Raw genomic sequence first — 12662 nt, 5'->3', positions numbered from 1 at the left:
CCTCGCGCAGCGGGGGAGGGGGACCACCGGCGCAGCCGGTGGTGGAGGGGGCGTGGCCGCAAGGACGTCACCCGCGGATAAACCCCCTCCGTCGCGCTGCGCGCGCCACCTCCCCCGCTGCGCGAGGGAGGATTTTCTGAACCTCACTCCACCGTCAGCGTAGCACTCTTCAGATCCACCGAGTTCGGCCCCGCCGAGATCGTGAACGTCCCCGGCTCGACGACGCGCTTCATCTCGACATTCCACAGCGACAGGTCCGCCGGGGTCAGCTCGAAGCTCACTGTCTTCTTCTCGCCCGGCTGCAGGGTCACCCGCTGGAAGCGCTTGAGCTCGATCACCGGCCGCGTCACGCTCGCCTCGTCGTCATGGACATAGAGCTGGACGACCTCGTCGCCGGCGCGCTTTCCGGTGTTGGTCACATCGACATTGACCTTCACCTTGCCCGCTACCCCGATCGTCGCCGAACCCAGCACCGGCTTGCCCACTTCGAACGACGTGTACGAAAGCCCAAAGCCGAACGGGTAGAGCGGGCTGGTATCGCCGAACAGGTATCCGCGGCGCGCCGAGGGCTTCTTGTTGTAGTAGATCGGCAGCTGGCCGACATTGCGCGCCACCGACACCGGCAGCTTGCCGCCCGGGTTGAACCGCCCGAACACGACATCGGCCAGCGCATTGCCGGTCTGCTCGCCCAGATACCAGCCCTCGATCAGCGCCGGCGCCTTGTCCGCCAGATAATTGACTGCATAGGGCCGCCCGTTGAGCAGGATCACCACCACCGGCTTGCCGAGCGCAAAGATCTCCTTCGCCAGCTGGTCCTGCGGCCCGGGCAGGTCGAGGCTCTCGCTGTCGCCCAGGTGATTGTCGGCCCAGGCCTCGCGGCTCAGCGCCTCGTTGCCGCCCAGCACCATCACGATGACATCGGCATCCTTCGCCGCCGCCACGGCGTCGGCACGGAGCCTGTCGTTGGTCGCCGGGTCGGCGAGCTTGACTTCGTCCTGCGCCCAGACGCGGCCTTCGGTCAGCCGCACGCCTTCCGAGAAATCGACCTGGAACTTGCCCTTGCCCTCGGCCTGCATCGCCTCGAGCACCGAGACGGCGTGGTTCGGCACGTCCGAATAGCCGCCGATCGGCGTGTCCTTGGCGTGGGTGCCGATCACCATCATCCGCTTGATGCCGGTCGCGTCGAGCGGGAGCAGCCCGTTCGAATTCTTGAGCAGCACCACGCTCTCGCGCGCCGCCTGGCGGGCCAGTGCGATTGCCTCAGGCGTGTTGGTCTTCTTCGCCGCGGTCTTCACATCGGCATAGGGGTTCTCGAACAGTCCGCCTTCGAACTTCATCTCGAGCACGCGGCGCACTGCATTGTCGATCTGGCCCTGGCTCACCTTGCCCTCGCGGACGAGCTCGATCAGGAAGTTGAAGCCTTCGCCGTCCGGCGTCTCGACATCCACGCCCGCGTCGATCGCGCGTGCGCCGGCCTCCTTGGCGGTCTTGAACATGTGGTGGCGGCTGACGAGCTCCTTGATCGCGAAATAGTCGCTGACCACTGCGCCCTTGAAGCCCCATTCGCCGCGCAGCACGTCGTGGAGCAGCCATTTATTGGCATGGCTCGGGATCCCGTCGATCTCGTTATAGCTTGCCATCACCGCGCGCACTGGCAGCTGGGTCACTGCCTTTTCAAACGGTGGGAAGAAATCCTCGCGCAGCGTCCGCTCGCCGAGCGAGGCGGGGCCGACATTGGTGCCGTTCTCCGGCTGGCCATGCCCGGTCATGTGCTTGAGCGTGACGAACACCTTGTCCTTGGCCAGCGGCAGCGTGGTGCCCTGGAAGCCGCGGATCGCCGCCAGGCCCATTTCGGAGACGAGATAGGGGTCTTCGCCATAGGTTTCCTCGATACGGCCCCAGCGCGGATCGCGCGCGACATCGACCACCGGCGCCAGCACCAGATTGGCACCGCGGGCGCGCGCCTCGGAAGCCGCGACCGAGAAGACCTTCTCGAGCAGGCCCGGATCCCAGCTGGAAGCCAGCGCGATCGACTGCGGGAAGCTCGTCGCCCCCGGCGCGACCAGCCCGTGCAGCGCTTCCTCGTGCATGATCATCGGGATCCCCAGCCGGGTTCCCTCCATCGCCCATTTCTGCGCGGCGTTGATATAGGTCGCGGTGTCGACGGCGTTGCGGTTGGCCGAAAGATCGGCGCCGGCATTGGCGGTGCCCGCGTCCACGCCCTTGCGGTCCGACGGGCGCGAGATCATGCCCAGGCCGTTGGGGAAGGCCTTGCTTGCCTTGGCGGGGTCGAAGTCACCGGCCGGTGTCTGGATGCTGCCCTTATTCAGCCAGATCGCGACGAGCTGGCTCACCTTCTCCTCAAGCGTCATCCGCCCGAGCAGATCCTCGACGCGCGCATCGACGCTCTGGCTCGCGTCCTTGTAGAGCGGCCCGTTCACCTTGGCGCCCGCCTTTGCGCTCTGCGCCTCGGCGGGAACGGCAAGAACCGGCGTCAGCGCCGTGGCGGCGATGGCAAGCGCGGCGATGCGGCGGAAGTTGCGCAAAGATCCTCTCCTTCGGATTCGCGGCGCGTCGGGCGCCGTCGTTTCTGTTAGCGCTATCACTATCAATGCGAAGCCGTTCCGGTCAACCGGCGGAAGCAAGCTGCCATGCCGATTGCATTTACCGTAATCGCAGCATATCCCCGAAACGATGAGCAGACCCAGCCGTAGAAGCCGTGGCACGGTCACCGTACAGGATGTCGCGCGCGCCGCTGGTGTGTCCGCGATGACGGTGTCTCGCGTGGTAAATGGCGGATCCAATGTTAGGGAAACAACCCGCCAGGCGGTCCTCGAGGCGATCGCCAAGCTCAATTACTCGCCCAACAGCGCGGCGCGCAGCCTGGCGGCTGGAGAGGCGACCCAGATCGGGCTGCTCTATTCGAACCCGTCCGCGGCCTATCTCTCGCAATTCCTGATCGGCGCACTCGCGGCGGCACGGCGTGCCGGCTGCCACCTTGTGCTGGAGGCCTGTGAAGGCGAGCGCGCGGACGAGCAGGCCGAGGCGACCCGCCAGTTCGCCGCGACCAGCGTCGAGGGCGTGATCCTGCCGCCGCCGCTCTCCGAAGCCGCGCCCGTCCGCGCCGAGCTCGAGACTGCGGGCATCCCCTGGGTGTCGGTCGCGATGGGCCTGCCGCCCGAGCGCAGCCTCAACGTCCGTATCGACGATGCTGCTGCGGCGGCGGCGATGACGCGGCACCTGATCGATCTCGGCCACCGCAATATCGGCTTCATCCGCGGCAACCCGAACCAGACCAGCTCCGCCGAGCGCCACCGCGGCTTTGTCGAGGCGATCGAGGCCGCCGGGCTCGACGTGAAGGCGATGCCGGTCGAGCAGGGCTATTTCACTTTCCGCTCGGGCATCGTCGCCGCCGAGCGGCTGCTCGACCGCGAGACCATGCCTACGGCGATCTTCGCCTCGAACGACGACATGGCCGCCGCTGCCGTCGGCGTGGCGCACCGCCGCGGGCTGCACGTGCCGCAGGACATCAGCATCGTCGGCTTCGACGATACCTCGCTCGCCACCACCATGTGGCCCGAGCTCACCACCGTCCGCCAGCCGATCGCCGCGATGGCCGAGAGCGCGCTCACCTTGCTGCTCGCCCGCCTGCGCGCCCACCGTGCGGGCACGTCGGACAAGCTCGAGGAGCAGGTGCTCGATCACGAGCTGATCCTGCGCGAATCCTCGGGCCCGCCGGGTGCTGCGGCACCTAAGGTCTCGGCCGGCAAGAAGAGCTGGCGCTAATTCCCGTTCCCGCCCGGAAGGGAGGGGAGCATGGTCGATATCCCTGGCACGGGCACTTGCTTTTCCCCGCGAACCGGGCAAGTTACCGCTAACAATGCCGCCCGAACCGGGGCGCTATGGAGGGGAACGAGATGAACGATACGGCGCAGAAGGCCAATTACGGCCTGATCGGCGCCATCGTCGCGGTGGCGACGATCGGCGGCCTGCTTTTCGGCTATGACAGTGGCGCGGTGAACGGCACGCAGGACGGCTTGAAGGCCGCCTTCGCGCTCGATGCCAACGGCCTGGGCTTCACCGTCGGCTCGCTGCTGATCGGCTGCGTCTTCGGCGCCTTCTTCGCCGGCACGCTCGCCGATTCGATGGGCCGCCGCAACGTGATGCGCCTCGCCGCGCTGCTCTTCCTCGGCGGCGCGCTCGTCCAGGGCATGGCGCACGACCACACCATCTTCGTCATCGCCCGCATCATCGGCGGCATGGCGGTCGGCGCGGCCTCGGTGCTGTCGCCCGCCTATATCTCCGAAGTCGCTCCCGCGAACATTCGCGGCCGGATGACGACGGTGCAGCAGATCATGATCATCACCGGCCTCACCGCCGCGTTCGTGGTCAATTACTATGTCGCCCGCGCCGCCGGCGCTTCGACCAACCTGCTCGGCGGGATAGAGGCGTGGCGCTGGATGTACCTGATGCAGGCGCTCCCGGCCGCGGTGTTCCTCGTCGCGCTGTTCTTCATCCCGGAGAGCCCGCGCTACCTCGTCGCCAAGAAGCGTAATCCCGAAGCGCTGAAGGTCCTCACCAGCCTGTTCGGCGCGACCGACGGCGCGCTCAAGCTCGCCGAGATCCAGGCGAGCTTCAGCACCGACCACCGTCCGCGCCTGTCGGACATCTTCGCGCCCGGCGGCTTTCTCGGCATCCGTGCGATCGTCTGGGCCGGCCTCCTGCTGGCGGTGTTCCAGCAGCTCGTCGGCATCAACGTGATCTTCTATTACGGTGCGACATTGTGGCAGCTCGCCGGCTTCACCGAGAATGACGCGCTGCTGATCAACATCGTCTCGGGCGCGGTCTCGATCGCGGCCTGCTTCATCACCATTGCGGTGATCGACAAGATCGGCCGCAAGCCGCTGCTGCTGATCGGCTCGGCGGGCATGGCGATCACGCTGTTCGCGATGGTCTATGCCTTCAGCCAGGGCGCGCTGGTCGACGGCAAGCTCACCTTGTCGCCGCAGCTCGGCATGATCGCCGTGGTCGCCGCGAACCTCTATGTGATCTTCTTCAACGTCAGCTGGGGCCCGGTGATGTGGGTGATGCTCGGCGAGATGTTCCCCAACCAGATCCGCGGCTCTGCACTGGCCGTCTGCGGCTTCGCGCAATGGGGTGCCAACTACATCATCGCCCAGACCTTCCCGGCGATGGCGGCGTGGAGCCTCACCGGCGCCTACACCTTCTACGGCGTCTGCGCGGTGATCAGCTTCTTCCTGGTCCAGAAGTTCATCCACGAGACCAAGGGCAAGGAACTGGAGGCGATGGAGGGCTGACCTCCCAATTCCTCCCCCAGCTCGCTGGGGGAGGGGGACCGCGCCCGTAGGGCGTGGTGGAGGGGACGCCGACAATGTCGGCGTCCCGCCGTCACCCCTCCACCATTCGCTTTGCGAATGGTCCCCCTCCCCGAGACGAGCTCGGGGAGGAATTTGTTTGGAGCTTGTTTCGAATGACCCGCACGCCCGTCCGTCCGTTCCGCTCGCGCGAATGGTTCGCCGCGCCCGGCCGCGCCGACATGGCCGCGCTCTATCTCGAGCGCTTCATGAACTACGGCATCACGCCCGACGAGCTGACCAGCGGCAAGCCGATCATCGGCATCGCGCAGTCGGGATCGGACATCGCGCCGTGCAACCGCATCCACCTCGAGACGGTCAAGCGCGCCCGCGCCGGCATCCTCGCGGCGGGCGGCATCCCGATGGAGTTTCCGCTCCACCCGATCTTCGAGAATTGCCGTCGCCCCACCGCGGCGCTCGACCGCAACCTCGCCTATCTCGGCCTGGTCGAGATCCTCAACGGCTATCCGATCGACGCCGTCATCCTCACCACCGGCTGCGACAAGACCACGCCAAGCTCGCTGATGGCCGCCTCCACCGTCGACATCCCGGCGATCGTCCTCTCGGGCGGCCCGATGCTCGACGGCTGGCACGAAGGCGAACTGGTCGGCAGCGGCACCGTCATTTGGCGCAGCCGCCGCAAGATGGCCGCCGGCGAGATCGACGAGGCCGAGTTCCTCAAGCGCGCGATGGAAAGCGCGCCCTCATCGGGCCATTGCAACACGATGGGCACCGCCTCGACGATGAACAGCATCGCCGAGGGCCTGGGCATGTCGCTCCCCGGCTGCGCGATGATCCCGGCGCCCTACCGCGAGCGCGGCCAGATGGCGTTCGAGACCGGCAAGCGCATCGTCGAGATGGCGTATGAAGATCTGCGCCCCTCGAACATCCTGACGCGCGAGAGTTTTCTCAACGCGATCAAGCTGCTGACCGCGATCGGCGGCTCGACCAACGCCCAGCCGCATCTCGACGCGATGGCCCGCCACGCCGGCATCGAGATCACCCCTGACGACTGGCGCACCGGCTACGACCTACCTTTGGTAGTCAACATGCAGCCCGCCGGCGAATTTCTCTCCGAGCGCTTCCACCGCGCCGGCGGCATCCCCGCGGTGCTCAGCGAAATGCTCGCCAACGGCGCGCTCGACGGCTCAGTGCTGACCTGCACCGGCAAGACCCTCGCCGAGAACATCGCCGACAGCCATGTGTCGGACCGCGCGGTGATCTTCACCTGGGACCAGCCGCTCAAGCAGAAGGCCGGCTTCCTCGTCCTGTCGGGCAACCTCTTCGATATGGCGATCATGAAGACCAGCGTGATCTCCGAGGATTTCCGCGCCCGCTATTTGTCACGCCCCGGTGACGAAGGCGTGTTCGAGGGCCGCGCGATCGTGTTCGACGGCTCGGACGACTATCACCACAACATCAACGATCCCGCACTCAACATCGACGCCAATTGCATCCTGGTGATCCGCGGCTCGGGCCCGATCGGCTGGCCCGGCTCGGCCGAGGTGGTCAACATGCAGCCGCCCGATCACCTGATCCAGCAGGGCATCATGTCGCTGCCGACGCTTGGCGACGGCCGCCAGTCGGGCACGTCGGACAGCCCCTCGATCCTCAACGCCTCGCCCGAGAGCGCGGCGGGCGGGGGCCTGGCGTGGCTGCGCACCGGCGACACGATCCGCATCGACCTGAACGCCGGCACCTGCAACGCACTGGTGGAAGCGGACGAGATCGCCCGCCGCAAGACCGAACCGGCCCCGCCGATTCCGGCGAGCAACACCCCCTGGGAAGAGCTCTACCGCGAGAAGGTCGGCCAGCTGGGCGAGGGCGGGGTGCTCGATTTCGCGCTGAAGTATCGCAAGACCAGCGAGAAGGTGCCCCGGCACAATCACTGAAATCCCTTCTCCCATTGGGAGAAGGGAGGGGCCCGCCCGCGAAGCGGGTGGGAAGGATGAGGGCAGGCGCGCCTCAGGCCGAAAGGCCCGTTGAGGCGCTGCCCTCACCCAACCCTCTCCCAAAGGGAGAGGGCTTCAGGCCGCCCGGCTCAACCCCAGAGCCGCCGTCTCCGTATCATACCAGTCATCGATCATCGCGCTGATCCGCTGCAGCGCCGACGGCACATAGTGATGCGCGTGGATCAGCTCGTCCGGCGCCAGCACCTCGGCCAGCTCGACCAGCGTGAACACGCCCGGGAACTTCGCCGCCACGCCGCGCCAATAATGGTTGAGCACCGGGTGCCACACCCGGCTGCGCTCGGGCACGCAGCCCTTGTGCAGCTCGTACATCTTCAGCCCCAGCCCCTCGGGCGGCAGGAACAGCAGCACCTTGTGGCCGCCGCGCACCGCCATGTCGACGAACATATCCGCGCATTCGAGGAACAGCGCATGGTCGATCTCGCGCGAGAATTTCTCCCAGCGCCAGTCGATATAATCGGTCGCCGCCGTGTAGACCAAGTGGCGCGGGAAGGCCTGCTCGCGGTACGCGCCGCACTTCATCTGCGGCAGGCTGAACAGCCGCGGCGCATTGTCGAAGTCTGTCACCGCCTGGTGACGGCTATAGTGGAAGAACGCGCCCGACTGGCAATCCGCCATGATGCGCAGGTCGACCTTGCTCCAGTCGCGCGGCGCTTCCTCGGCGAGCACGCGCGCGCGAACATCGGCGTCCGCATAGGACAATATCGTGATCGCCCGCGAGGATTGCGGCGGCAGCGGCTTGCGGAAGGCCGGGCTCGCATGCAGCGGATAGCCGCGCTCGGCGAGCTCGCGGATCATCGCATCTTCCACGCCCATGTGCATGATCCGGCACGAAAAGGCGAAATGCTCGAGCGTCTGGGTGCGGAAGGCGTACACCGCCACGCCGACCAGCCCGTAATAGCCATATTTGTCCCACACAAAGGCGCAGAGCACTTCATAATGGTCGATGTTCTGGATCTTGTCGCGGATCGTGCCCGGCTCGATCCGGCTCTGGGTATAGTTGAGCTGGTTGGAGCGGTTGACCAGCTCCTCGATCCGCTCGGCGAATTCGAGATTGTCCATCCGGTTGGTGAAGGTCGCGTGGATGCCGCTCTGCACCAGGAACGCCTCGTCGCTCAGCTGGTCGGCCGCGCGCTCCGCCACCTTGGTCTCGAGCAGGCGATAGTCCGCCACCCGGCTCTTCTCGACATGGGCATTCTCGGCAAGCAGCCGTTCGAGCAGCGCGTCGCATTCGCCCGAGGTCGCGTCGACCACGCTGATCCCCGGAACCGCATCGGCGACTTCGTGCAGATTGTGCGGATTGTCGTCGATGAACAGCACATTCTCGGGCCGAAGCTGCATGTCGGCGATCATCTGCCGGATCACTGCGCCCTTGGGCACAAAGGCGATGCGCGGGAAGACGAACGCGTCCCACAGTCCAAAGCCTTCCAGCGCCTCGCGCGCCTTGGCCAGTTCGTTCTTCGAGCAGATCGCCGAAACCACGCCGTGCCGGTTGAACGCGCGCACGAATGTCGCGCGCTTCTCGATCAGCACCGGCGCATCGCCATCGGCGAGCGTGCCGTGCCACAGCGTGTCGTCCAGGTCCCAGACGATCAGCTTGGGCTTAAACGCCCCCGTCTTGTCCGCCGCCGGCGCGAAATGCGCGGCGATCCGCGCTGCGGGCGGGCCGTAGAAGCCCTCCGCGCGGCCGGGCCGCGCCTGGTCGAGGAACACCGCCACCGCGTCGCGCTGCCCGCTCGCGCCCGCCAGGATCGCGATGCAGAAGGCCATGGCGTCGTCGAGTTCGGCCGGTGTCTCCAGCGCGCCCTCGGGCAGTGCCGTCACCAGCAGGTCGAGCGCCTGCTGCGCCAGCGCCGCCGGGCAACTGCTCAGCGCGTCCAGCACCTTGTCGGTCTCGCCTGCCTCCAGCGTATCGACCAGCACGCGCAGCATGCCGGCGAGCACCAGCTGTCCGCGCGTGCCCGGCCAGAAGTCCGCATGGCGCTCGGCGAACAGCAGGAGATGGGGCAGCAGCGTCGCGTCGTCGCGCAGCACCAGCTCTTCCGCCAGGTCGCCAAATTCCTGCTCGCTCAGATCGGTCCCGATCCACAGGCGCATATCTTGCTGCACGTCCATCCCCCGAAAACGTTCGGGGCACCATGGCAGCGGCAGGGTTAACGCCGCGTAAGCCATGCCAGGCGGGCTTTTCGCCGGGCGGGGCGGGGGCCATATGCCGGCAATGGCTCACCCGCTCGACAATCCCGCCTGGTCCGCGCTCACCACCAGCCAGGCGCATCTCGCGCGGGGAGGGGCGCTCGCGCTGCGCTATGACGGTGATCATGCGATCTTCGCCGCCTCGGCGAGCCACGATCCCGCGCCGCTGGCGGCACTGGGCGCGCTGGTCGCCGCGTCCGGGGCGGCGATCGTCGCGGAGAAGACGCCGCTGCCTATGGTGCCCCGAACCGTCATCCACAAACACCGCATGGCGGTGCAGATGGTCGCCGAAGCTCCAGCGCCGCCCGATCCCGATTTCACCTTTCTCGACCTCGGCGACGCCGATGCGGCCGAGATGCTCGCGCTCGCCACGCTTACCGAGCCCGGACCGTTCTTCCGGGGCACGCACCGGATGGGCCGCTTCATCGGCATCCGGCACGAGGGGCGGCTGATCGCAATGGCCGGTGAACGGATGCGTACACCTGGCTATGCCGAAGTGAGCGGCGTCTGCACGCACCCCGATTTCCGCGGGGCTGGCCTCGCCGGCAAGCTGATGCGGGTCGTCGCCGGGCGCATGGTCGCGCAGGGCGAGATGCCCTTCCTGCACGCTTATGCGGACAATGCCTCCGCAATCGCGCTCTATGAACGGCTCGGCTATCGCTGGCGGGCCGACATCAACATCACCGTACTGGCGCCGGCGGGTTGACCGTCCGGCGGCGCTGTCACTCTGCGGTGACTTGGGCCGCGTGCCCGATGTCGATCAGCGCGGCGAGCACTTCGCGGGCGTGCAGCACCTTCTCGTCGCCCATGCGTGCCGCCAGCTCGGCGTCGATAGCTGCACGCGCCGCCATCTGCGTGTCGGCGGCGGCGCGGCCGCGCTCGGTGAGAGTCACGGTCAGACGGCGCCGGTCTTCGGCATCGACTTGCCGGTCGAGATAGCCGCGCAGCACCAGCGCATCGACCAGCTGGCCTGCCGCCTGCTTGCTCACCCGTAGCTCGCGGATGATCTGGCTGAGCGGCGCTTCGCCGAGCGCCAGCGCGCCGATCACATACAGGCCGTTGCCGGGAATATCGTCATAGCCGCGCTCGGCCAGCGCCGCGCGCATGCCCGCGCCATAGGTGTGACGGGCGTGTCGCAGCAGCGCGGGCAGGGCGACCTGGAGCAGAGGAGAGTCTTGGTTCATGCGGATCCCTTTACTGTCCAAAAACAGGATAGTCAATCATATTGACTATATCGCGCTGTCCTACAAGCCCCGATTCTGCTAGGCAGGGAACGGCTCTTTGAACGGTCTGGAACTCGGATGCGGAGGCGCTTTGGTGTCTTCCGGACGAGGAGGCGCGCATTAATACCCCTGCGCAAACATCCACGGTCAAAGTGTCCACTCTTGCACCCATAAAGTGTCCGAACCGCTCTCCCAGTTGCGGAGCACAGGGGTTCAGCGCTATCGTGGGCCCCGGGCAAAACTCGCCAACTTCGGCGTTCAGTGCGTCCACTTGAGCAAGCAGAATATCACCACATGGTGACATTCTTGACGTCACCAGTGAGTGACATGCTGTTCTCCCTGTCACCGACCGGTGATAAAATGCCTGTTCCTCGCTTTTCCCTCAGGCTAGGGAAGGGGCATGGAAAGCGAAGCCAAGGGCCGCAATCGCGCACGCACCCAGGAGACGATCCTCGCCGCGGCACGCCAGCTGCTGGCCGAGCAGGGCTTTCCCGCCTGGGGCGTCAACGCGATCGCCCGCGCTGCGGGTTGCGACAAGCAATTGATTTACCGCTATTTTGGTGGCGTGGATGGCCTTGCCGCGGCGATCGGGGAGGAGATGACCGCCTGGCTCGATACCGCGCTGGCGCCGCGCCCCGATGCCCCGTCCTCGGCCAGCTATGCCGATCTGATGGCCCGGCTGGCCACCGAATATCTCGAGGCGCTTCGCGCCAATCGCCTCGCCCAGCGCATCCTCGCCTGGGAAGTCGCCGAGGATGCGCCCCTGCCCCAGAGCTTCGCCACCGCGCGGGACAAGGCGATCACCGCCTGGATCCACCGCGAGCGCGGCAATCTGATGCCGCGTGAGGGCGTCGACGGCACCGCCGCCAACGCGGTGCTGATCGCGGGGGTCCAGCATCTCGTTCTGGCCGGCGCCGCCAGCGGCCGCTTCTCCGGGCTCCGCCTCAACAGCGACCGCGCCTGGGAGCGCATCCGCACCGCGGTGGAGGCGATCGCGCTGGCCGCGTACCGCTAGCAGCCCTCGCGGATCAGCGTCCCCGCCACCCCGGGCACCGAGACGGTGAACCGGAACAGGTCGCCTGCGGTCGGGTTTTCCGCCTTTTCCTCGGGGGAGAGATGCTTGTTGGCGGTGGTGGCATAGACCGTCTTCAGGTCCGGCCCGCCAAAGGCGATCTTGGTGATCGCGTCGACAGGGAAGGGCACGGCCTCGAGCAGGTCACCGCCCGGTGAATAACGCCGCACCGCCGATCCCTTGTAGAGCCCCACCCACAAGCATCCCTCGGCATCCACCGTCGGCCCGTCGGGATAGCCCTCTTCGTTGGGGATGCGGGCGAACACGCGCCGGTTGGTCAGCGCGCCGTCCTCGCCCAGGTCGCAGGCGTAGATCAGGCCGCCTAGCGTATCGATATGGTAGAGCGTCGCGCCGTCGGGGCTCACTGCGGGACCATTGGTGATCGAGCAGGGCGGGCTCGAGGCGCGGCAGCTGCCGTCCCCGGCCAGCCGGTAGATCGCGCCGCTGTCATCGGCCTCGCTATCATCCATCGTGCCCAGCCACAGCCGGCCGGCGGGGTCTACGGTGCTGTCGTTGAGCCGGTTGCCGGGCAGATGCGGCTCGGGATCGACCAGCGGCGTGAAGCTGCCGTCCTCGGGGTCGAAGCGCGCCAGCCCGGTCTGCAGCCCCGCAATAAACCCGCCGCGCTCCGCCGGCAGCACGAAGCCGACCTGCGCCGGCGCGTCCCAGCTGCGCTTGTCGCCGCGCGCCGGATCATAGCGGAAGACCTTGTGGGTCTTGATGCAGACGAACCACAGGGCCGCGTCGCGCGCCACCCAGACGGGGCCCTCGAGCAAAGGCGCGGCGAGCGACCAGACGCTTTCCGGCGCCGAGGTCACCACGCCCATGG

At 67.1% G+C, this 12662-nt stretch carries 9 protein-coding genes; 5 read left to right on the top strand and 4 right to left on the bottom strand.

Going from position 1 to position 12662, the window contains the following annotated elements:
- Positions 1 to 143: 143 nt before the first annotated feature.
- Positions 144 to 2546, bottom strand: coding sequence for a glycoside hydrolase family 3 N-terminal domain-containing protein (locus HZY97_RS15400; protein ID WP_180145558.1), 2403 nt, complete (start codon positions 2544 to 2546; stop codon positions 144 to 146).
- Positions 2547 to 2694: 148 nt separating this feature from the next.
- On the opposite strand from HZY97_RS15400, the gene HZY97_RS15395 reads away from it, so the two are divergent.
- The 3 genes from HZY97_RS15395 to HZY97_RS15385 all read left to right on the top strand — a co-directional run bounded on the left by HZY97_RS15395 (position 2695) and on the right by HZY97_RS15385 (position 7267).
- Positions 2695 to 3786 (top strand): LacI family DNA-binding transcriptional regulator, encoded by a 1092-nt coding sequence (locus HZY97_RS15395; protein WP_180145555.1) that lies wholly within the window; start codon positions 2695 to 2697, stop codon positions 3784 to 3786.
- Between the two features lie 131 nt (positions 3787 to 3917).
- Positions 3918 to 5318 (top strand): sugar porter family MFS transporter, encoded by a 1401-nt coding sequence (locus tag HZY97_RS15390; RefSeq protein WP_180145552.1) that lies wholly within the window; start codon positions 3918 to 3920, stop codon positions 5316 to 5318.
- Between the two features lie 173 nt (positions 5319 to 5491).
- On the top strand, positions 5492 to 7267 hold the full coding sequence (locus HZY97_RS15385; protein WP_180145549.1) for an IlvD/Edd family dehydratase: 1776 nt from the start codon (positions 5492 to 5494) through the stop codon (positions 7265 to 7267).
- A 135-nt stretch (positions 7268 to 7402) separates the two neighbouring features.
- On the opposite strand, the gene HZY97_RS15380 is transcribed toward HZY97_RS15385, so the two are convergent.
- On the bottom strand, positions 7403 to 9460 hold the full coding sequence (locus HZY97_RS15380; RefSeq protein WP_180145548.1) for a hypothetical protein: 2058 nt from the start codon (positions 9458 to 9460) through the stop codon (positions 7403 to 7405).
- A gap of 103 nt (positions 9461 to 9563) precedes the next feature.
- On the opposite strand from HZY97_RS15380, the gene HZY97_RS15375 reads away from it, so the two are divergent.
- A complete protein-coding gene (locus HZY97_RS15375; RefSeq protein WP_180145546.1) occupies positions 9564 to 10244 on the top strand; it encodes a GNAT family N-acetyltransferase in 681 nt (226 codons plus the stop codon).
- 16 nt (positions 10245 to 10260) lie between these two features.
- On the opposite strand, the gene HZY97_RS15370 is transcribed toward HZY97_RS15375, so the two are convergent.
- Complete coding sequence (locus tag HZY97_RS15370; RefSeq protein ID WP_180145545.1) at positions 10261 to 10722, bottom strand: MarR family winged helix-turn-helix transcriptional regulator; 462 nt, start codon at positions 10720 to 10722, stop codon at positions 10261 to 10263.
- Positions 10723 to 11161: 439 nt separating this feature from the next.
- Between HZY97_RS15370 and HZY97_RS15365 the strand changes: the two genes are divergently transcribed.
- Positions 11162 to 11776 carry a TetR/AcrR family transcriptional regulator gene (locus tag HZY97_RS15365; RefSeq protein WP_180145543.1) on the top strand — a complete coding sequence of 205 codons (615 nt, stop codon included), beginning with the start codon at positions 11162 to 11164 and terminating at the stop codon, positions 11774 to 11776.
- Here the strand turns inward: HZY97_RS15365 and HZY97_RS15360 are convergent.
- The gene (locus HZY97_RS15360; protein WP_180145541.1) at positions 11773 to 12660 is read right to left on the bottom strand and encodes an SMP-30/gluconolactonase/LRE family protein; all 888 of its coding nucleotides are present in this window, start codon (positions 12658 to 12660) and stop codon (positions 11773 to 11775) included. The two genes, HZY97_RS15365 and HZY97_RS15360, sit on opposite strands and share 4 nt — an antisense overlap.
- Positions 12661 to 12662 lie beyond the last annotated feature (2 nt).

This window comes from Sphingomonas sp. R-74633 (genome assembly GCF_013416555.1).
In the GTDB taxonomy this organism is placed as follows: domain Bacteria; phylum Pseudomonadota; class Alphaproteobacteria; order Sphingomonadales; family Sphingomonadaceae; genus Sphingomonas.
Note: the sequence above shows the minus strand (reverse complement) of the source record. Positions and strands in the feature narration are given on the sequence as shown.